This is a genomic window from Streptomyces sp. NPDC031474, from assembly GCF_055581185.1.
Genome location: NZ_JBVIJX010000018.1, coordinates 113,168 through 132,619 on the forward strand (window position 1 = coordinate 113,168; position 19,452 = coordinate 132,619).

Consider the following 19,452-nt stretch of genomic DNA (forward strand, 5'->3'; position numbering starts at 1 on the left):
ACCGGCTCCCCGCCCGACCAGCTCTGGCCGACCTTGATCGGCTCGTGTTACGAAGAACCATGCCTGCACACGAGGGACACAAAGGACACGACGGGGTCCAGGGACACCGCGCCTACGACGCCGTCATCGTCGGAGGCGGCCACAACGGCCTGGTCGCCGCCGCCTACCTGGCCCGGGCCGGCCGTTCCGTGCTGGTGCTGGAGCGGCTGGACCACACCGGGGGCGCCGCCGTCTCCACCCGCCCGTTCACCGGCGTCGACGCCCGCCTCTCGCGCTACTCGTACCTGGTCAGCCTGCTTCCGCAGAAGATCGTGCGGGATCTGGGGCTGCGCTTCGGCGTCCAGAGCCGCACGATCTCGTCGTACACCCCCGTGGAGCGCGGCGGGCGGCCGACCGGACTGCTCGTGGGCGGCGGCGAGGAACGCACCCGCGAGGCGTTCGCGCGGCTGACGGGCGGCGAACGCGAGTACGCGGCCTGGGAGCGTTTCTACGACATGACCGGGCGCGTCGCCCGGCGGGTGTTCCCCACGCTCACCGAACCGCTGCCCACCCGGGACGAACTGCGCCGGCTCGTCGACGACGAGGAGGCCTGGCGGATCCTCTTCGAGGAGCCCCTCGGCGTCACCGTCGAGGAGCGCTTCGCGGACGACCTGGTCCGGGGCGTCGTCCTCACCGACGCCCTCATCGGCACCTTCGCTCACGCCCACGACCCCTCGCTCAAGCAGAACCGTTGCTTCCTCTACCACGTGATCGGCGGCGGCACGGGCGCCTGGGACGTCCCCGTCGGCGGCATGGGCGCCCTGACCGACGCCCTCGCCGACGTCGCCCGGGACGCGGGCGCCGTCCTCGCCACCGGCCACGAGGCCGTCCGCATCGCCACGGACGGCCGTACAGCGGAGGTCACCTACCGCACTGCCGACGGCGAGGGCGTCGCCGCCGCCCGGCACGTCCTGGTGAACGCCTCCCCGCAAGCGCTCGCGGCCCTCACCGCGGACGAGCCGCCCGCCCCCGCCGAGGGCGCCCAGCTCAAGGTGAACATGCTGCTCAAGCGGCTGCCCAGGCTGCGCGACAGCGCCGTCGACCCGCGTGAGGCGTTCGCCGGCACCTTCCACATCGCCGAGGGATACGAGCAGCTCGCCACCGCCCACGCCCAGGCCGCCGCCGGCGAACTGCCCGCCGCCCCGCCCTCCGAGATCTACTGCCACTCCCTGACCGACCCGAGCATCCTCGGGCCGGACCTCGTGGAGCAGGGGTACCAGACGCTGACCCTCTTCGGCCTGCACACACCCGCCCGGCTCTTCGCACGCGACAACGACGCCGTCCGCGAGGAACTCCTCGAGGCCACCCTCGCCCAGCTCGACGCCCACCTCGCCGAACCCCTCGCCGACTGCCTCGCCACCGACGCCGACGGCCGCCCCTGCATCGAGGCGCGGACCCCGCTGGACCTGGAGCGCGACCTCGGACTGCCCGGCGGCAACATCTTCCACCGCGACCTCGCCTGGCCGTACGCCCAGGAGGGCACCGGCCGCTGGGGTGTGGAGACCCGGCACGCGAACGTCCTGCTGTGCGGGGCCGGCGCGGTGCGCGGGGGAGGGGTGAGCGGGGTGCCGGGCCACAACGCGGCGATGGCCGTCCTGGAGGCATCCTCGGACACAAGAATCTGACGGTGTATCAGAAAAAGCCTTCCGTCGTCCGGAGGTCTGCGGCATCCTGCGCCCATGCAGACGGAGCTGAGCAAGCAACTGGGAGTCGAGCACGCCGTCTTCGGCTTCACGCCGTTCCCCGCCGTCGCCGCGGCCATCAGCCGCGCGGGCGGCTTCGGCGTGCTCGGCGCGGTCCGCTACACCGCCCCCGACGACCTCAAACGCGACCTCGACTGGATCGAGGCGCACATCGACGGCAGGCCGTACGGCCTCGACGTCGTCATGCCCGCGAAGAAGGTCGAAGGCGTCACCGAGGCCGATGTCGAAGCGATGATCCCCGACAGTCACCGTCAGTTCGTGCGGGACACCCTCGCCAAGTACGGGGTGCCCGAACTGGCCGAGGGCGAGGCGTCCGGGTGGCGGATCACCGGATGGATGGAGCAGGTCGCCCGCAGCCAGCTCGACGTCGCCTTCGACTACCCGATCCGGCTGCTGGCCAACGCCCTCGGCTCCCCGCCCCCCGACGTCGTCGCCCGCGCCCACGAGCGGGGCGTCCTCGTCGCCGCGCTCGCCGGGAGCGCCCGGCACGCGCTCAAGCACAAGGCGGCGGGCATCGACATCGTCGTGGCGCAGGGGTACGAGGCCGGCGGGCACACGGGTGAGATCGCCTCGATGGTGCTCACCCCGGAGGCCGTCGACGCGGTCGCGCCGCTGCCCGTCCTCGCCGCCGGCGGCATCGGCAGCGGACGGCAGATCGCCGCCGCCCTCGCCCTCGGCGCCCAGGGCGTGTGGCTCGGTTCGCTGTGGCTGACGACCGCCGAGGCCGACCTGCACTCGCCCGCCCTCACCCGCAAGCTCCTCGCGGCCGGCTCCGGCGACACGGTCCGCTCCCGTGCCCTCACCGGCAAACCCGCACGCCAGCTGCGTACCGAATGGACCGACGCCTGGGACGACCCGCACGGACCCGGCACCCTGCCCATGCCCCTCCAAGGCCTCCTCGTCGCCGATGCGGTCTCCCGCATCCAGAAGTACGAGGTCGACCCGCTGCTCGGCACGCCCGTCGGCCAGATCGTCGGCCGGATGAACGACGTCCGCAGCGTCCAGGCCGTCTTCGACGACCTCACCCGCGGCTTCGAACAGGCCGTGGACCACGTCAACCGCATCGCCGGAAGGAGCGGCCAGTGACCGGCACACCCCCCGCGGGCTTCTGGGCCCAGGCCATCGCCGACCCCGATCGCACCGTCCTGATCGCGCCCGACGGCCAGGAGTGGACCGCCGGACGCCTGCACGCCGACGCCAACAGGCTCGTGCACGGTCTGCGCGCCGCGGGGATGGAACGCGGCGACGCCTTCGCCGTCGTCCTGCCCAACTCGGCCGAGTTCTTCACCGCCTACCTCGCCGCCACCCAGGCCGGCTTCTACCTCGTCCCCGTCAACCACCACCTCGTCGGCCCCGAGATCGCCTGGATCGTCTCCGACTCCGGCGCCAAGGTGCTGCTCGCCCACGAGCGCTACGGGGACCAGGCGTCCCGCGCCGCCGACGAGGCCGGACTGCCGGCCACCCACCGGTACGCCGTAGGGAAGGTCGAGGGCTTCCGGCCCTACGCCGAACTCCTCGACGGGCAACCGGAGTCGGCGCCCGCAGGCCGCACCCTCGGCTGGGTCATGAACTACACCTCGGGCACGACGGGTCGCCCACGCGGCATCCGGCGCCCGCTGCCCGGCAAGCTGCCCGAGGAGGCGTACCTCGGAGGCTTCCTCGGCATCTTCGGCGTCCGGCCGTTCGACGACAACGTCCACCTCGTCTGCTCGCCGCTCTACCACACGGCGGTGCTCCAGTTCGCGGGCGCGTCCCTGCACATCGGCCATCCACTGGTCCTGATGGACAAGTGGACGCCCGAGGAGATGCTCCGCCTCATCGACACCCGGCGCTGCACCCACACCCACATGGTCCCGACCCAGTTCCACCGCCTGCTGGCCCTCCCGCAGGACGTACGCGCCCGCTACGACGTCTCGTCCATGCGGCACGCGATCCACGGCGCCGCGCCCTGCCCGGACCATGTGAAGCGGGCGATGATCGACTGGTGGGGCACGTGTGTGGAGGAGTACTACGCGGCCAGCGAGGGCGGCGGCGCCTTCGCGACGGCCGAGGACTGGCTGAAGAAGCCCGGCACGGTCGGAAAGCCCTGGCCCATCAGCGAGTTGGCGATCTTCGACGACGACGGCAACCGCCTCCCGGCGGGCGAACTCGGCACCGTGTACATGAAGATGACGACCGGCGGCTTCGCCTACCACAAGGACGAGGACAAGACGCGCAAGAACCGCATCGGCGACTTCTTCACCGTCGGCGACCTCGGCGTGCTCGACGAGGACGGCTACCTGTTCCTCCGGGACCGCAAGATCGACCTGATCATCTCGGGCGGCGTCAACATCTACCCCGCCGAGATCGAGTCCGCGCTGCTCGCCCACCCCGCCGTCGCCGACGCGGCCGCGTTCGGGATCCCGCACGACGACTGGGGCGAGGAGGTCAAGGCGGTCGTCGAACCGGCCCCCGGGCACGAGCCGGGCGCCGACCTCGCCACCCTGCTCCTCGACCACTGTGCCGAGCGCCTCGCCGGTTACAAGCGCCCCAAGTCCGTCGACTTCATCGCCGAGATGCCCCGCGATCCCAACGGCAAGCTGTACAAGCGGCGGCTGCGGGAGCCGTACTGGGAGGGGCGGGAGCGGCCCGTGTGAGGCCGGTCAGAGGCGCACCCGCGGAAAGGCGTCCAGGGCTCCGGGAAGGTCGGTGGCATCGGTGCCGATCTTCCGGTAGACGGAGGAGAGCAGCTGCCGCACACCCTGTTCGGTGAGGCGCAGTTCCTTCGCGACCACGGCCACCGGGTGCCCCTGGACGGTCAGTTCGGCGGTCCGGCGTTCGTGGGCGGTGAGCGTGTCCGTCTGCCCGTAACGCAGGGGGAGCGGTCGCAGTCCGGCTGCGGAGAGCTCCTCCCTGGCGCGGGCGGCCAGGGTCTCGGCACCGCAGTGGACGGCGCCCTCCAGGCCCTGGTAGAGCCGGTTCGCGGCCTCCTGCAGCCGGCCGTGGCGGGACAGGGCGGCGCCATGACCGACCAGCGCACGGGCCAGCTCGTACGAGGCGGGCGACTGTTCCAGGTGTTCCACGGCCTGAGCATGCAGCTCCTGCGCCGCCGGCCCGGCGGTCACCTCCGCCTCCACGTGCAGCGCCTGCCCGATCACGGAAGCCGCACCGAAGTCCCGGGCCCGCTTGACGGCGTCCCGGGCGAGCAGGAGCGCCCGATCGGGGTCGGTGGAGGCGACGGCGTGCGCCAGGTTCAGCTGCCAGCGACACCAGGCGGGATTGCGCCAGGCCCGCCCCTCCAGCCACTCCCCGACGGCGGACAACAGGTGCTCCGCCTCGGTGTTGCGCCCCTCCGCCATGAGCAGTTCGGCGTACACGGTGCGGGGATCGGGGTAGATGACGGCGTTCGGGACCGCCTCGCCGTAGTGGTAGGTGTCCGCGACTTCCCGCGCGTCGGCGGTGCGGCCACGGGCCAGCAGCGTCTGGATGAGGATGCCGATGGCGAACCACTGGGCGGGCACCGCCCCTTCCACCTTGTCGGCGGTCCGCAGCCCCTCCCGAGCCAGCTCCTCCGCATCGGCCAGCCAGCCGCGACGGTAGCGGATGTAGCCGTAGAGGGTCTGTCCGACGGCCAGGTGGGAGCCGCGCCAGCCTTTGGTCTCGCACTCGGCCATGCCCCTGGCGAACAGCTCCTCGGCCCGTCGTGGCTGGTCGCAGTACATGAACACGAGGGCGACCGAGACGGGCACCTCGAAGCCCCGGTTCTCGTCGGTCCAGCTCAGCCCGCCCCGCAGGGCTTCCTCGGCGCTGGCCAGGACGGTCTGCCGGGGCTCGCCGCGCAGCATCCCGTCCCACGCCCGCAGCCCCAGGATGTACCGCTCCTCCAGGTTTCGTCCGGGCAGCCGCTCGGCCAGCCGCGCCAGCCGGCGTGAGCGGGTGGGCGCGTCGGGCTCGTCCGTGCGGAACGCGCTCCAGACGAAGTGATCGGCCTGCATGCGCAGTCGGACGCGCGGATTGGTGGTCTGGCGTGCCTCGTCGTCGGCGACGGCCGCGGCCTCGGCCAACTGGTCGGTGTGGGCCAGCGCCTGCGTCAGCCGGTAGACGATGGAGGCGCGCAGGCCGGGATCGACCCCGCGTTCCGCCCGCGCCTCCTTGAGATGGGCGACCGTGGCCGTGGGTTCGATCAGAAACGTCGAGCCCGCCAGCTCGTGGAGGAGCGCGGCACGGTCCTCCGGGAGCGGGGGCTCCTGCAGCGCCCGGGCCAGCGCGCGCCGGGCGGCTTCCGGGGAGCCGGCCCGCAGGCACTCACGGGCGGCCTCGCGGAGGCATTCGACCACCTCCGTCCTGCCCTCGCACGGAACCTCCAGCAGGTGTCGCGCAGCCTCGGCGGGACCGAAGCCCGCCGCACGGACGGCCAGCGCGGCGGCGTTGTGCAGGCCGACCCGGTAGGCCGGCTGGATGGACCGGTAGATCGTCGTCGCGATCAGTGGGTGAACGAAGTCGAGGCCCCCACCGGGTCCGTGGCCCTCGGCCACGATCCGGGCGGCACGCAGGCTCTCGATCGCCTCGGCGGCGGCCTCGCTGCCGATCACCGCGATGGTGGCGGCGAGCTCCGGTGAGAACGGCGCACCCAGCACGGCTGCGGCATGCGCGAAGCGGACGGTGGTCGTGCCGAGCTTGTGCAGACGTGCGATCAGTCCCGGGCCCTTGACCGCCGAGGCGACGTCCCGCATCGCCGGCAGGTCGTCCTGGGTGCCCTTCAGATTGCGTTCGCCGAGTCCGATGGCGAGTTCGACGGCCTCGAACGGGCTCCCGCCGGTCACCGTCCAGCACTCGTCGCAGAAGTCGTCCTCGGCGCCTTCCCCCACTTCGCTCCTGACGATGCGGGCCACGCCGGCGGCGGTCAGCGGCTTCAGGTCGCACGGGCGGTTCCCGTGGTGTGCCATGAGAGCGCGGAAGGCGGCCGCCTCGGGCGGCAGTTCGTGCGGCCGGTAGGCGACGATGATCAGCAGCGGCAGGTCCGCGGCCCGTGGCGCGAACGACGCGAGCCAGTTGAGGGACTCGACATCGGCCCAGTGCAGGTCGTCCAGGAGCAGCACCACGGGAGCCTTCGACACCGTGAGCCGGGTCATGACCCAGTCGAGACCGTCACGCACTCCGGTCGGGTCCGGTGCATGGGCGGTGTCCGTCGCCTCCAGACCGAGCGCGGCGGCAACGATGTCGTACCAGCTCCCCAGGAAGGCACGGCGTTGTGTGTCGTCCATCGCGGCCAGCGCGGGCTGGGCGAGCTGGCGCACCACGCGGAACGCCAGCTCCTGTTCGGTCTCGCCGCCCCGCCCGGAGAACACCGTGAATCCGTGCGCCGCGGCCCGTGTGCGTGCTTCCGCGATGAGCGCGGTCTTTCCCAGCCCGGCCGCACCGGTGAAGGCGAGCAGTCCGCCGGGCTGCGCCCGCGGCACCTCTTCGACGGCGCGGCCGAGGCCCGACAACGCGGAGTCGAGCGCCTGGAGTTCTCGGTGGCGCTCGACCAACGGGCGGGGTTCGGTGATCGGCTGCCGCGATCCATACGCCATGTGCCCTACCGCTTCCTGTCGTTGTTCCTCGGAGGACAGCGCTGAGGGTACGCCGCTGATGCACACCCGGTGACGGCGATTGGCGGCGAGGATGGCTGAGAAGGGTGAATCAGTCGCCGGGTCGGTTAGGCAGTCCTTCCTGCTGGGTACGGAATTCCGAATGGCCCACACACGGGTGTGCGGGCGCGACCGCGGTGTCCGCGTAGCGCGGCACCGTGCGGGACCAGTGGTAGCACCCGCGGATCCAGCCGATCATGCCGTTCACGTAGCAGACCCCGGCGGGGCTCAGCTCCGGGTGGATCTCCTCGCAGAGCCTCTCGAACTCCCTGACCGTGCCGTTGATCTGCCGGATGGCCAGCATGACGGCCGCCGGCAAAGAGCACTGGTGGGTGCGCTGATGGGCGAGTGCCAGATTGATCATCTCGCCCGTCTGCTGCTCCTTCACGGCCGAGAAGAGGTCGGCCGTCCACACCGCCGCGTCGACCGACAGACGCCGCAGACGCCGCAGCACGGGGTGATCAAGCTCCTCGGGGGCCAGTTCACCACCCTGCGCGGCCTCGTACAGCGGGTAGAAGGGCTCGACCCCCGCGGTCAGCGAACGGATCGAGTTGCACAGTCCCATGCCCACCGGGAACGGGTGCGCCTGCGCCACCGCCTCGTACAACAGGCCGTGCACGTACTCGCGGCTCTTCCAGGCCCACCGCTCGGCCTGGGCGGGGGTGCACCGCTCGCGGACCCGCCGGTGGAGATCGGCCAGGGCCGCCCCCAGCGGGGTGCGGGGCGGTTCGTCGTCGCGCAGGATTCCGATGCTCTCGCACAGCATGGGCAGCAGCAGCGCCGGGGACTGCCGCCCGATTTCCTCCGCCCGGTCGTCGAAGACGAATTGATAGGCGATCTGATCGGCCACGATCTGGAGGATGTCGGCGTCCACGGTCGGGCTGTTGTAGGAGGCGAGTTCGGCGGGCCGGGTGTAGCCGATCATCGCCGCCACCCCCGGTTCGTCGGTCAGACCCCACTTGTGCAGCCATGCGTCGACGCCGGCGACCGCCTCGGATTCGTGGCGATTCCGCAGGAACGGGTACGGCATGTAGAGGTGGGTGTCGATCAGCTCTTTCAGACTGGCGGCCCGCATTTCCTCTTGGGGGGCGAGCGTGGCTTCCTCATGCGTGGTCGACACCGCTGTCACCGGCCCTTCGGGAATCCTGTACGGGGTGTGCAGCGGTTTCCCCGCGGATGCAGGAACCCGGGTGAGGCGACGTGCCGATCGGCACACGTGCGCGCGGTTCGCAGATCATCACCAGGGACCTCGGCCCCAGCGTCGCCCCGGGGCGCGGTGGTGCGACGCGGCCGGGCAGATGGGTCAGGCGCCAGCGGGCGGCGACGGTGGCAAGGGCCACCGTGGTCTCCGTCATGGCGAAGGCGTCCGCGATGCATTTGCGGCTGCCCGTGGCGAACGGGAGCATCGCACCGTGCGCCGCGGTGCCGGGCCGCCCCGGCGACCAGCGCTCGGGGAGGAACCGGTCGGGATCGGGGAACCACGCGGGATCGTGGTGCAGCAGGTAGGGGCTGTACACAACGGTGGCTCCCTGGGGGAGGCGCAGGCCGGCGAGTTCGGTCTCCTTGGTGGTGATGCGTGTGAAGAGCCAGCCGGGCGGCGAGTGACGCAACGTCTCGGTGACGACGCATCGGGCGTGCACGAGGTGCGGCAGGTCGTCGGGCCCCGGCCGCTGCCGTCCGGCGAGCACGGCGTCGATGTCGGCGTGCAGACGGCGCTCCGCCTGCGGATGCTGTGCCAGGAGGCTGAACGCGGAGGCCAGACACAGGGCGGTGCTCTCGGAGCCGGTGAGCAGGAGCGAGACGAGGTGATCGTGGACTTCCCGCTCGGTGATCGCCGTGTCCGGGCCGGTGGCGCGGGTGGCCTCCAGCAGGGTCCCCAGCAGGTCGTCGCGGGGGGCTCCCCGACGGCGCTCGGCGATGGCGGCGTCGATGATCGCGTGCACGCGATCGACGGCCCGCCGATAACGACGGTTCGCGGGCGAGGGAACGCGGAACAGGGCGTCGATCGGTACGGCGGTGCGGACGAACAGCCCGCGGACGATGGCCGCCAGACAGTGCCGCACCTCGGCGGCCGTCGCGGCGTCGAGCGAGTCGGAGAACAGGACACGGCTGATGATCCGGGTCGACAGGGCCATCATGGCCGCGCTGACGTCGACCTCCTGCCCGGCACGCCAGTCGCGGCACACCGCCTCGGCCTCCTCGGCCATCAGCTCCGTCTGATCGGGGAGACGGGACGGGATGAAGGCGGGTTGCAGCAGCCTGCGCTGGCACCGGTGTTCCTCGTGGCGGCTCGTGACGAGGCCGTTGCCCATCAGCAGGCGGAGCCGGTCGAAGAGCGGGCCCCCCTTGTCGAAGGTGCGCGAGTCGCCGAGCATCCGGTGGACCAGCTCCGGGTGGCACACCATCCAGGCGCGCTGGGGGCCCAGTCGTATCTCGACCAGATCTCCATGCGCGGGCAAAGAATTCAGAAAAGCCAACGGGCGACGGTACAAGGCGATACCGTGGCCGAGGAATGGGAATATGCCTGGCGCAGTACCCACCCTCCATGCGCATTCCCGTTCAGGCACAGTGTTGCTCATTGAATACCCCCTGCCTCATACGGCACTCGAAAATCAATGGACGTTGCACTGACTTGGCGCCTGAGACATGTTCTGCCCAATCCGAACGGGTGCCGTTTACCGTGAATCCCTTCTGTAGGGGGGCGCACGGGAGTGCGCAGAAGCACAAGAGGCATTTCGCCGGGGGACATTCCCGGCGGCTCACCCCCGTTCCGCTTCGACCTCTGCCTCGTAGGCGAGCAAGGTGTCCACGAACAACCGCCGCTGACCGGGCGTCAGCGGGGCCAGCGCCCGGCGCCAGGCCGCCGCGCCCGGGGCGAGCCACGCGGAGATCGCGGGTTCATGGGTGTCCGCGATGGCGACGATCCGGCGGCGGCGGTCCCGTTCGTCCTCGCGGCGCTCCAGGACGCCCTTCCGGTTGAGGTCGCCGATCAACAGGCTCACCGTGGTCGGGGCGACCTCCAGACGTGCGGCCAGTTCGTTGACCGTCATCGGTCCGTCGAGGAGCAGGTAGGCCAGCAGGGAGAGGTGGCGCGGGGCCAGTGAGAAGGCCCGCAGCGCCTCGGGCACGGGGATCCGCTTCGCCCTGCCCACGAGTCGCGGCATGAGCAGCAGCAGCTCGCGAACGGTCGCGTCGACGCCGGTGTCGTCGGCGTCGGCGCCGGTGGCGTCGTCACCCGTGGCGCTGGACATGGACATCCGGCACTCCTCGCATTACCTTTGATGTCAAAGCTACTTTGTTCCGCTAGTTGAACCGTCATGGTACGCACCGCGCGAAACGGAGATCCGCATGCCGCACTACACCGTTCACATCAGCGAGGACGCCCTCGACGGGACCGTCGAGGCGAAGCTGATCGGCGCCCTGGCCGACGCCGTCGGCTCCGTCTACGGGGACCGGCTGCGCGGCCTGGTCGGCGTCGACCTCATCGGCATCCCCAGCCGCCGGCGGGGCATCGGCGGCCTGCCCACCGACAAGGCCGCCCCGCACCTCACCCTCAGCATGCGCGAAGCCGCCTACCACCTGCCCCAGGTGCCGGACGCCCCGGCCCGCCTGATCGGCGCCACGGCCGACGCGGTGGCGGCCGTCCTCGGCGAGGACGTCCGCGAGCAGACGATCGTCAGCGTCGTCGGGGTGCCCGACGGCCGCACCGGAGTGGCGGGCGCGGTGGCGTGACCCCTCGGAGCGCTCGGCGACTTGACCTGCCCCGGCCGCCCCCCGAGGATCATGAGGCATGAGGCCCGGACATGGCAGTACGGTCGACGGGGTGCTGCGGCGCAGCGCCCGCCGCACCCCGGCACGCGTGGCGGTCGAGTACCGCGACCGCACCTGGACCTACGAGGAGCTCGACGAGGCCGTCTCGCGGGCGGCGAGCGTCCTGCTCGGCGAGGGGCTCGCCCCCGGCGACCGGGTCGGCGCCTACGGCCACAACTCCGACGCCTACCTCATCGCGTTCCTGGCCTGCGCCCGCGCCGGCCTGGTCCACGTCCCCGTCAACCAGAACCTCACCGGCGACGACCTGACGTACATCGTCGGCCAGTCGGGCAGCGCACTGGTCCTCACCGACCCCGACCTGGCCGGGCGACTCCCCGGCGGAGTACGGCGGTTGGCGTTGCGCGACGCCGATGACTCGCTCCTCGCCCGACTGCCCGCGACCCCCGCGTACGACGGCCCCGAGCCGCGCGCCGAGGACCTGGTGCAGCTGCTCTACACCTCGGGCACGACGGCCCTGCCCAAGGGCGCGATGATGACCCACCGCGCACTGGTGCACGAGTACCTGAGCGCGATCGCCGCCCTCGACCTGAGCGCCGGCGACCGCCCCGCGCACTCCCTTCCGCTCTACCACTCGGCGCAGATGCACGTCTTCCTGCTGCCGTACCTCGCGGTCGGCGCCACCAACATCGTGCTCGACGCGCCCGACGGCGACCGCCTCTTCGACCTCATCGAGGCGGACCGCGTCGACAGCCTCTTCGCCCCGCCGACCGTGTGGATCGCGCTGGCGAACCGCCCCGACTTCGCCGACCGTGACCTGAGCGGGCTGCGCAAGGCGTACTACGGCGCGTCGATCATGCCGGTGCCCGTCCTGGAGCGGCTGCGCGAGCGCCTGCCCGAGCTGGGTTTCTACAACTGCTTCGGCCAGAGCGAGATCGGCCCGCTCGCCACCGTCCTCGCCCCCGACGAGCACAAGGGCCGCATGGACTCCTGCGGGCGCACGGTCTTGTTCGTGGACGCCCGGGTCGTCGACGACGACGGCGCGGACGTCCCCGACGGCACACCCGGTGAAATCGTCTACCGTTCCCCGCAGTTGTGCGAGGGCTACTGGGACAAGCCCGAGGAGACCGCCGACGCCTTCCGCGACGGCTGGTTCCACTCCGGCGACCTCGCGGTCCGCGACGCCCACGGCTACTTCACGATCGTCGACCGGGTGAAGGACGTCATCAACTCCGGTGGCGTACTGGTCGCCTCACGCCAGGTCGAGGACGCGCTGTACACCCACGACGCCGTCGCGGAAGCCGCCGTGATCGGCCTGCCCGACGAGAAGTGGATCGAGGCGGTCACGGCCGTGGTCGTCACCCGCGGCGAGGTCACCGAGGACCAGCTCATCGCCCACGTTCGCGAGAAACTCCCGCACTTCAAGGCCCCCAAACGCGTGCTCTTCGTGGACGAACTGCCACGCAACGCCAGCGGAAAGATCCTCAAGCGGGAGCTGCGGGACCGGTTCGGACCTCTCGACCGGGAGAACTCCGTTGCGGACGGACACGGACCGCGCTGAGGATCAGGACATGCCGACCTTCACCGCGCCCGACGGAACCGAACTCGCCTACCACGTGCGGGGCGAGGGCGAGCCGCTCGTCGTCCTGCCCGGCGGTCCCATGCGGGCCTCCGCCTACCTCGGCGACCTCGGCGGTCTCACCGCTCACCGCCGGCTGATCCTCCTCGACCTGCGCGGCACCGGCGACTCCGCGATCCCGGCGGACCCGGCGACCTACCGCTGCGACCGGCAGGTCGACGACGTCGAGGCCCTGCGCGTCCATCTGGGACGGGAACGGCTCGACGTCCTCGCCCACTCGGCGGGCGGCAGCCTGGCCCTGTTGTACGCGGCGCGGTACCCGGACCGCGTCTCCCGGCTGGCGCTGATCACCGCCACCCCGTGGGCTTTGGGCCGGCCGGCCACGGCCGAGGAACGGCTGGAGGCCGCCCGGCTGCGCGCGCACGAACCGTGGTTCGCGACGGCCTTCCCGGCGTTCGAGGCCTGGCTCGCGGGCGAGGGGGATCCCGACTGGGAGCTCGTCGGCGCCTTCTTCTTCGGCCGGTGGGACGACACCGCCCGCGCCCTCGACGCCGCCGCCGACGAACAGACCAACGCCGAGGCGGAGCCACTCTTCCTCGACGCGGCCGCCTTCGATCCACCGGCCCTGCGCACCGCCCTCGCGGCCGTGACCGCCCCCGTCCTCGTACTCGCCGGCGAGCTGGACGGCGGGCCCCGGCCCGAGGTCGCCCGGCTTGTCGCCGACGCCTTCCCCGACGCGGAGCTCGCCGTGCAGCCCGGGGCCGCCCACCATCCGTGGCTGGACGACCCGGAGTGGTTCGTCCGCCGTACCGTCGCCTTCCTCGAGGCGGGTCAGCCGCTCTCGGCGGTGGCCACCTCCCGCGCCCAGCGGTAGTCCGCCTTGCCGCTGGGCGAGCGGCGGATGGACTCGGCGAGCACCAGCTGGCGCGGGATCTTGTAACCGGCGAGCCGGGTGCGGCAGTGACGCTGGATGTCCTCCAGAGAGGGCAGCGTGGCGCCCGCCCGCACCTGCACCACGGCCGCCACATGGTTGCCCCACGTCGCGTTCGGCACCCCGGCCACCAGGGCGTCGTAGACGTCCGGATGGGACTTCAGCGCCTGCTCGACCTCCTCGGGGTACACCTTCTCGCCCCCGGTGTTGATGCACTGCGAGCCCCGCCCGAGGACGACCACCACGCCGTCCTCGTCGACGGTCGCCATGTCGCCGAGCAGCACCCAGCGCTCGCCGTCCTTCTCGAAGAAGGTCTCGGCCGTTTTCACCGGGTCGTTGTAGTAGCCGAGGGGTACATGGCCGTGCTGGGCGACCCGGCCGACCTCGCCCGGCGCGACCGGCTCGTACGTGGCCGGATCGACCACCCGCGTACGGGAGTTGACCCGGACGCGAAAGCCGCGCTCCGGCCCGGAGTCCTCCGTCGCCGTGCCGTTGAAGCCGGACTCCGAGGAGCCGAAGTTGTTCAGCAGCATCGCGTTCGGCATCAGCGCCCGGAACTGGCGGCGGACCGTGTCCGACATGATCGCTCCGGACGAGGACACGCTGAACACCGACGAGCAGTCCGTGCCCCGCAGGGGACCCTCGAGCGCGTCGATCAACGGCCGCAGCATCGCGTCGCCCACCAGGGAGATGCTGGTGACCTTCTCCTTCTCGATCGTCCTGAGCACTTCCTCGGGCACGAACTTGCGGTGGATCACGACGCGTTGACCGAAGTTGAAGCCGATGAAGGCGGTGAGCGTGGAAGTGCCGTGCATCAGCGGGGGAGTGGGGAAGAAGGTGATCCCCGTGCCCCCGGCCGCGACCCGCTCGGCGATCTCCTCCGGCTTCTTCACCGGTTCCCCGGTCGGCGAGCCACCGCCCAGCCCCGAGAAGAACAGGTCCTCCTGACGCCACATCACCCCCTTGGGCAGGCCGGTCGTGCCCCCGGTGTAGATGATGAACTGGTCGTCGCCCGACCGGGCCGGGAACCCGCGCTCGGCGGAACCGCTCGCCTCGGCCTCGGCGAAGGAGGTGATGCCGTCGCCCGCCGGCCCCACCCGGACGAGGTGCCGCAACGCCGGCGCCTGCGGCAGCGCCGCCGCCACCCGGTCCGTGAACTCCGCGTCGAAGACGAGTCCGACCAGGTCCGCGTCCCGGTAGAGGTAGACCAACTCCTCTTCAACATAGCGGTAGTTGACGTTGACCGGCACGATCCGGGCCTTCAGGCAGCCCAGCACCGTCTGCAGGTACTCGACTCCGTTGTACAGATGCAGACCCAGATGCTCGCCGGGGCGCAGCCCGCTGTCCAGGAGGTGGTGGCCGATGCGATTGGCGGCGGCGTCCAGCTCCGCGTAGGTCAGCCGGCGTTCCGCGCCCGTGCCCGGATGGTCGACGTACACGAGCGCCTCGCGGTCGGCCGCCACGTCGACGACCGACTCGAACAGGTCGGCAAGGTTGTACTCCACCGCTCCTCCTGACCTCACGGGGCCTGGTTCTCCCGACGGTTCGCCGGTCATCAGAGCAAAGGGCGCCGCAAGTGGGAAGGGTTCCCGCGAAGAAATCTGACTGACTGTCAGAAAACCCTTGAACTGCCATCACGCCTCCTGCAACCTGTTCTCGTTCTTTCCGAGGGGAGATCTGTGATGGGCGGTACCGAACACCTCACCGTGCGGCGCGAAGGCGCCACGCTCGTGCTCACGCTCAACAGGCCCAAAGCCAGGAACGCGCTCTCGATCGCCATGCTCGTCGGCCTGTACGACGGCTGGCTGGAGGCCGACGCGGACGACTCGGTCCGCTCGATCGTGTTCACCGGTGCGGGCGGCGCGTTCTGCTCCGGCATGGATCTCAAGGCCCTCGCCGGTCAGGGCATGGAGGGGGAGCAGTACCGCGACCGGCTCAAGGCCGACCCCGACCTGCACTGGAAGGCGATGCTGCGGCACCACCGCCCCCGCAAACCGGTGATCGCCGCCGTCGAGGGCACCTGCGTGGCGGGCGGCACCGAGATGCTCCAGGGCACCGACATCCGGGTCGCGGGCGAGTCCGCCACCTTCGGCCTCTTCGAGGTACGGCGCGGCCTGTTCCCGATCGGCGGCTCCACGGTCCGTCTGCAGCGCCAGATCCCGCGCACCCACGCCCTGGAGATGCTGCTGACCGGCCGGCCCTACACCGCCCGGGAGGCCGCCGACATCGGCCTGGTCGGGCACGTCGTCCCCGACGGCAAGGCCCTGGAGACGGCCCTGGAGATCGCCGAACGGATCAACTCCTGCGCCCCGTTGGCGGTCGAAGCGGTCAAGGCGTCGGTGTACGAGAGCGCCGACCTCACCGAGACGGACGGACTCGCCGCCGAACTCGCCCGGGGCTGGCCGGTGTTCGACACGGCCGACGCGAAGGAAGGCGCACGCGCCTTCGCGGAGAAGCGGGCACCCGTCTACAAACGCGCGTGACGCTCCGCCGGGCGAGCGGTCGGTGGCGCCGTTCGCCATGCTGCGGAGCGGTCGTGGCCGGTCGCGCCCACGCGGCGGAGCCGCATGCGTCACCCGCCCCGCGCCCCTGGTGGGCGCTCCAGCTGACCCCGGCTTCCCAAGGAGGCAGCCCTCGATGCCCGAAGTCCTCAAAGCTCCGCTCGTCGTCGAGTTTCCGTTCACGCGGTCCGTCGGGCCCGTCCAGAGCGCCTTTCTCACCGGCCTGCGCGAGCGCGTCGCCCTCGGCGTGCGCACTGCCGACGGCCGCGTCCTCGTGCCACCCGTCGAGTACGACCCCGTCACCGCCGAGGAGATCCACGACCTCGTGGAGGTCGCCCCCACCGGCACGGTCACCACCTGGGCCTGGAACCACGCCCCCCGCCGCGGCCAGCCCCTCACCACCCCCTTCGCCTGGGTGCTCGTCCGCCTCGACGGCGCCGACACCGCACTCCTGCACGCCCTCGACGCCGCCGGCCCCGACGCCGTCCACACTGGGATGCGCGTGCGGATCCGCTGGGCCGAGGAGCGCACCGGCGCCATCACCGACATCGCCTGCTTCGAGCCGTACGACGGCGGGCCGGCCGAACTCACGGGCGCGACCGGTGAGTTCGAGGACGCGGTGCGCGGCATCGTCGCCCCCGCCCGGCTCGACTACACCTACTCGCCCGGCCGGGCCCAGACCGCCTACATCAACGCCCTCGCCGACCGCAGGACCGTCGGCGAACGCTGCCCGTCCTGCCGCAAGGTGTACGTGCCGCCCCGGGGCGCCTGCCCCACCTGCGGGGTCCCCACGGCGGAACAGGTGGAGGTGGGTCCCGGCGGCACCGTCACCACCTTCTGCATCGTCAACATCAAAGCGAAGAACCTCGACATCGAAGTCCCCTACGTCTACGCCCACATCGCCCTCGACGGCGCCGACCTCGCGCTGCACGGCCGGATCGGCGGCATCCCCTACGACCAGGTGCGGATGGGACTCAGAGTCGAACCCGTGTGGACGCAGGGCGGCCGCTACCCGGACCACTACCGGCCGACCGGCGAACCCGACGCGGACTACGACCAGTACAAGGAGCTGCTGTGACCAGGGACATCGCCGTCGTCGCCTTCGCGCAGACCGACGTCCTGCGCACCACCGACGAGCTCTCCGAGGTCGAGATGCTCATGCCGGTCCTGCACAGCGTCCTCGACCGGACCGGCCTGAAGACCGCCGACATCGGCTTCACCTGCTCCGGCTCCAGCGACTACCTCGCCGGCCGCGCCTTCTCCTTCACCCTCGCCCTCGACGGCGTCGGCGCCTGGCCGCCCATCTCCGAGTCCCATGTCGAGATGGACGGCGCATGGGCGCTGTACGAGGCCTGGACGAAACTGCTCACCGGCGACGCGGACACCGCACTCGTCTACTCCTACGGCAAGTCCTCGCCCGGCTCCGTGCGCGACGTCATCACCCGCCAGCTGGACCCGTACTACGTCGCCCCGCTGTGGCCCGACTCCGTCGCCCTCGCCGCGCTCCAGGCCCAGGCCCTGATCGACGCGGGCGACACCGACGAGAGCGCCCTCGCCGCGATCGGGGCCCGCAGCCGACGGGTCGCGACCCTCAACTCCCGGGCCCAGCTGCGGGGTTCGGTACCCCAGGGGGACTACCTCGTACGGCCGCTGCGCACCGGCGACTGCCCGCCCGTCGGCGACGGGGCCGCCGCCGTGATCCTCGCGGCAGGCGAACGGGCCCGCGAGCTGTGCTCCCGGCCCGCCTGGATCAGAGGCATCGACCACCGCATCGAGGCCCACGCCCTCGGCGTACGCGACCTGACCGACTCGCCCTCCGCCCGCCTCGCGGCCGAGAAGGCCGGTGCCTTCGAACGGCCCGTCGACACCGCCGAGTTGCACGCGCCGTTCAGCGCCCAGGAGGTCGTCCTGCGCAAAGCCCTGCGGCTGGACGACAGCGTGCGGGTGAACCTGTCCGGCGGCGCCCTCGCCGCCAACCCGATGATGGCCGCCGGCCTCATCCGCATCGGCGAGGCCGCCTCCCGCATCCACCGCGGCGAGTCCGACCGCGCCCTCGCCCACGCCACCTCCGGCCCGTGTCTCCAGCAGAACCTGGTCGCCGTACTCGAAGGGGAACCGCGATGAGCAAGGAGCCCGTGGCCGTCGTCGGGATCGGCCAGACCAAGCATGTCGCGGCCCGACGGGACGTCTCGATCGCCGGACTGGTCCGGGAGGCCGCCGGGCGCGCCCTGGTGGACGCCGAGTTGACGTGGGCCGACATCGACGCCGTCGTCATCGGCAAGGCCCCCGACTTCTTCGAGGGCGTCATGATGCCCGAGCTGTACCTCGCCGACGCGCTCGGCGCGGTCGGCAAGCCGATGCTGCGGGTGCACACGGCCGGCTCCGTCGGCGGCTCCACCGCACTCGTCGCCGCGAACCTCGTGGCGTCCCGCGTCCACGGCACCGTGCTGACCCTCGCCTTCGAAAAGCAGTCCGAGTCCAACGCCATGTGGGGCCTGTCCCTGCCGATCCCCTTCCAGCAGCCCCTGCTCGCCGGGGCCGGCGGCTTCTTCGCGCCGCACGTGCGCGCCTACATGCGGCGCAGCGGCGCTCCCGACACCGTCGGCTCGCTCGTGGCGTACAAGGACCGGCGCAACGCGCTCAAGAACCCCTACGCCCACCTCCACGAACACGACATCACGCTGGAGAAGGTCCAGGCCTCGCCCATGCTCTGGGACCCGATCCGCTACTCGGAGACCTGCCCCTCCTCCGACGGCGCCTGCGCGATGATCCTCACCGGCCGGGCCGGAGCCGCCCGCGCCCCCCGGCCGCCCGCCTGGATGCTCGGCGGCGCGATGCGCAGCGAGCCGACTCTCTTCGCCGGCAAGGACGCCGTGTCGCCGCGGGCCGGTCAGGACTGCGCCGCCGACGTCTACCGGCAGGCCGGCGTCAGCGACCCGCGCCGCGACATCGACGCCGTCGAGATGTACGTCCCGTTCTCCTGGTACGAGCCCATGTGGCTGGAGAACCTCGGCTTCGCCGACGAGGGCGAGGGCTGGAAGCTCACCGAGGCCGGGGTCACGGAGCTCGACGGCGACCTGCCCGTCAACATGTCGGGGGGCGTCCTGTCCACCAACCCCATCGGCGCCTCCGGCATGATCCGCTTCGCCGAGGCGGCGCTCCAGGTGCGCGGACAGGCCGGGGAACACCAGGTGGAGCGGGCCCGCAGGGTGCTCGGACACGCCTATGGCGGCGGCTCGCAGTTCTTCTCCATGTGGCTCGTGGGAGCGACGGCCCCGGAGTCCTGAAAGTCCCCCTCATGTGCTCTGTCCGCGTCCGGGAC

15 protein-coding genes are annotated in these 19,452 nt (G+C 71.7%); 10 read left to right on the forward strand and 5 right to left on the reverse strand.

The features are described 5' to 3' along the window. Positions 1 to 59 precede the first annotated feature (59 nt). From ACZ5SK_RS34310 to ACZ5SK_RS34320, 3 genes are read left to right on the forward strand one after another with little or no spacing between them, the layout of a single operon-like run. Positions 60 to 1,664, forward strand: coding sequence for a phytoene desaturase family protein (locus tag ACZ5SK_RS34310; protein ID WP_334582370.1), 1,605 nt, complete (start codon positions 60 to 62; stop codon positions 1,662 to 1,664). A gap of 54 nt (positions 1,665 to 1,718) precedes the next feature. After that, entirely contained in the window at positions 1,719 to 2,828 is a 1,110-nt protein-coding gene (locus ACZ5SK_RS34315; RefSeq protein WP_334582369.1) for an NAD(P)H-dependent flavin oxidoreductase, read from the forward strand. Continuing rightward, on the forward strand, positions 2,825 to 4,378 hold the full coding sequence (locus ACZ5SK_RS34320; protein ID WP_334582368.1) for an acyl-CoA synthetase: 1,554 nt from the start codon (positions 2,825 to 2,827) through the stop codon (positions 4,376 to 4,378). The genes ACZ5SK_RS34315 and ACZ5SK_RS34320 overlap by 4 nt, the downstream gene beginning before the upstream one ends. A gap of 6 nt (positions 4,379 to 4,384) precedes the next feature. Here the strand turns inward: ACZ5SK_RS34320 and ACZ5SK_RS34325 are convergent, their stop codons facing one another. From ACZ5SK_RS34325 to ACZ5SK_RS34340, 4 genes are all read right to left on the reverse strand, one after another. Next, positions 4,385 to 7,294, reverse strand: coding sequence for an ATP-binding protein (locus tag ACZ5SK_RS34325; protein WP_334582367.1), 2,910 nt, complete (start codon positions 7,292 to 7,294; stop codon positions 4,385 to 4,387). A gap of 109 nt (positions 7,295 to 7,403) precedes the next feature. Further along, positions 7,404 to 8,471, reverse strand: coding sequence for a (-)-alpha-amorphene synthase (locus tag ACZ5SK_RS34330; RefSeq protein WP_334582366.1), 1,068 nt, complete (start codon positions 8,469 to 8,471; stop codon positions 7,404 to 7,406). Further along, positions 8,455 to 9,930, reverse strand: a complete 1,476-nt coding sequence (locus ACZ5SK_RS34335) for a cytochrome P450 (RefSeq protein ID WP_334582365.1) — start codon at positions 9,928 to 9,930, stop codon at positions 8,455 to 8,457. Before ACZ5SK_RS34335 ends, ACZ5SK_RS34330 begins: the two co-directional genes overlap by 17 nt. Before the next feature lie 180 nt (positions 9,931 to 10,110). Further along, a complete protein-coding gene (locus ACZ5SK_RS34340) occupies positions 10,111 to 10,602 on the reverse strand; it encodes a MarR family transcriptional regulator (RefSeq protein WP_443041403.1) in 492 nt (163 codons plus the stop codon). Positions 10,603 to 10,699: 97 nt separating this feature from the next. Here ACZ5SK_RS34340 and ACZ5SK_RS34345 point away from each other — a divergent pair, with 97 nt between their 5' ends. The 3 genes from ACZ5SK_RS34345 to ACZ5SK_RS34355 are packed head-to-tail and all read left to right on the forward strand — an operon-like array spanning position 10,700 to position 13,572. Continuing rightward, positions 10,700 to 11,083, forward strand: coding sequence for a hypothetical protein (locus tag ACZ5SK_RS34345; protein ID WP_334582363.1), 384 nt, complete (start codon positions 10,700 to 10,702; stop codon positions 11,081 to 11,083). 58 nt (positions 11,084 to 11,141) lie between these two features. Next, positions 11,142 to 12,680 carry an acyl-CoA synthetase gene (locus tag ACZ5SK_RS34350; protein WP_334582362.1) on the forward strand — a complete coding sequence of 513 codons (1,539 nt, stop codon included), beginning with the start codon at positions 11,142 to 11,144 and terminating at the stop codon, positions 12,678 to 12,680. 10 nt (positions 12,681 to 12,690) lie between these two features. Beyond that, entirely contained in the window at positions 12,691 to 13,572 is an 882-nt protein-coding gene (locus tag ACZ5SK_RS34355) for an alpha/beta fold hydrolase (protein ID WP_334582361.1), read from the forward strand. Here ACZ5SK_RS34355 and ACZ5SK_RS34360 read toward each other — a convergent pair. After that, complete coding sequence (locus tag ACZ5SK_RS34360; protein ID WP_334582359.1) at positions 13,530 to 15,134, reverse strand: acyl-CoA synthetase; 1,605 nt, start codon at positions 15,132 to 15,134, stop codon at positions 13,530 to 13,532. The two genes, ACZ5SK_RS34355 and ACZ5SK_RS34360, sit on opposite strands and share 43 nt — an antisense overlap. Positions 15,135 to 15,311: 177 nt before the next feature. Here ACZ5SK_RS34360 and ACZ5SK_RS34365 point away from each other — a divergent pair, with 177 nt between their 5' ends. The 4 genes from ACZ5SK_RS34365 to ACZ5SK_RS34380 all read left to right on the forward strand — a co-directional run bounded on the left by ACZ5SK_RS34365 (position 15,312) and on the right by ACZ5SK_RS34380 (position 19,417). Beyond that, positions 15,312 to 16,112, forward strand: a complete 801-nt coding sequence (locus tag ACZ5SK_RS34365) for a crotonase/enoyl-CoA hydratase family protein (protein ID WP_334582357.1) — start codon at positions 15,312 to 15,314, stop codon at positions 16,110 to 16,112. 154 nt (positions 16,113 to 16,266) lie between these two features. After that, positions 16,267 to 17,208 carry a Zn-ribbon domain-containing OB-fold protein gene (locus ACZ5SK_RS34370; protein WP_334582355.1) on the forward strand — a complete coding sequence of 314 codons (942 nt, stop codon included), beginning with the start codon at positions 16,267 to 16,269 and terminating at the stop codon, positions 17,206 to 17,208. Next, positions 17,205 to 18,254, forward strand: a complete 1,050-nt coding sequence (locus ACZ5SK_RS34375; protein WP_334582354.1) for a thiolase domain-containing protein — start codon at positions 17,205 to 17,207, stop codon at positions 18,252 to 18,254. Before ACZ5SK_RS34370 ends, ACZ5SK_RS34375 begins: the two co-directional genes overlap by 4 nt. After that, positions 18,251 to 19,417, forward strand: coding sequence for a thiolase domain-containing protein (locus tag ACZ5SK_RS34380; protein WP_361706955.1), 1,167 nt, complete (start codon positions 18,251 to 18,253; stop codon positions 19,415 to 19,417). Before ACZ5SK_RS34375 ends, ACZ5SK_RS34380 begins: the two co-directional genes overlap by 4 nt. Positions 19,418 to 19,452 lie beyond the last annotated feature (35 nt).

What these genes read in the sequence shown, in the direction of transcription:
- ACZ5SK_RS34310 (WP_334582370.1), top strand. Translation starts at nt 60, where the DNA reads ATGCCTGCACACGAGGGACACAAAGGACACGACGGGGTCCAGGGACAC.
- ACZ5SK_RS34380 (WP_361706955.1), top strand. Translation starts at nt 18,251, where the DNA reads ATGAGCAAGGAGCCCGTGGCCGTCGTCGGGATCGGCCAGACCAAGCAT.
- ACZ5SK_RS34315 (WP_334582369.1), top strand. Translation starts at nt 1,719, where the DNA reads ATGCAGACGGAGCTGAGCAAGCAACTGGGAGTCGAGCACGCCGTCTTC.
- ACZ5SK_RS34365 (WP_334582357.1), top strand. Translation starts at nt 15,312, where the DNA reads ATGGGCGGTACCGAACACCTCACCGTGCGGCGCGAAGGCGCCACGCTC.
- ACZ5SK_RS34335 (WP_334582365.1), bottom strand. Translation starts at nt 9,930, where the DNA reads ATGAGCAACACTGTGCCTGAACGGGAATGCGCATGGAGGGTGGGTACT.
- ACZ5SK_RS34355 (WP_334582361.1), top strand. Translation starts at nt 12,691, where the DNA reads ATGCCGACCTTCACCGCGCCCGACGGAACCGAACTCGCCTACCACGTG.
- ACZ5SK_RS34340 (WP_443041403.1), bottom strand. Translation starts at nt 10,602, where the DNA reads ATGTCCAGCGCCACGGGTGACGACGCCACCGGCGCCGACGCCGACGAC.
- ACZ5SK_RS34325 (WP_334582367.1), bottom strand. Translation starts at nt 7,294, where the DNA reads ATGGCGTATGGATCGCGGCAGCCGATCACCGAACCCCGCCCGTTGGTC.
- ACZ5SK_RS34370 (WP_334582355.1), top strand. Translation starts at nt 16,267, where the DNA reads ATGCCCGAAGTCCTCAAAGCTCCGCTCGTCGTCGAGTTTCCGTTCACG.
- ACZ5SK_RS34350 (WP_334582362.1), top strand. Translation starts at nt 11,142, where the DNA reads ATGAGGCCCGGACATGGCAGTACGGTCGACGGGGTGCTGCGGCGCAGC.
- ACZ5SK_RS34345 (WP_334582363.1), top strand. Translation starts at nt 10,700, where the DNA reads ATGCCGCACTACACCGTTCACATCAGCGAGGACGCCCTCGACGGGACC.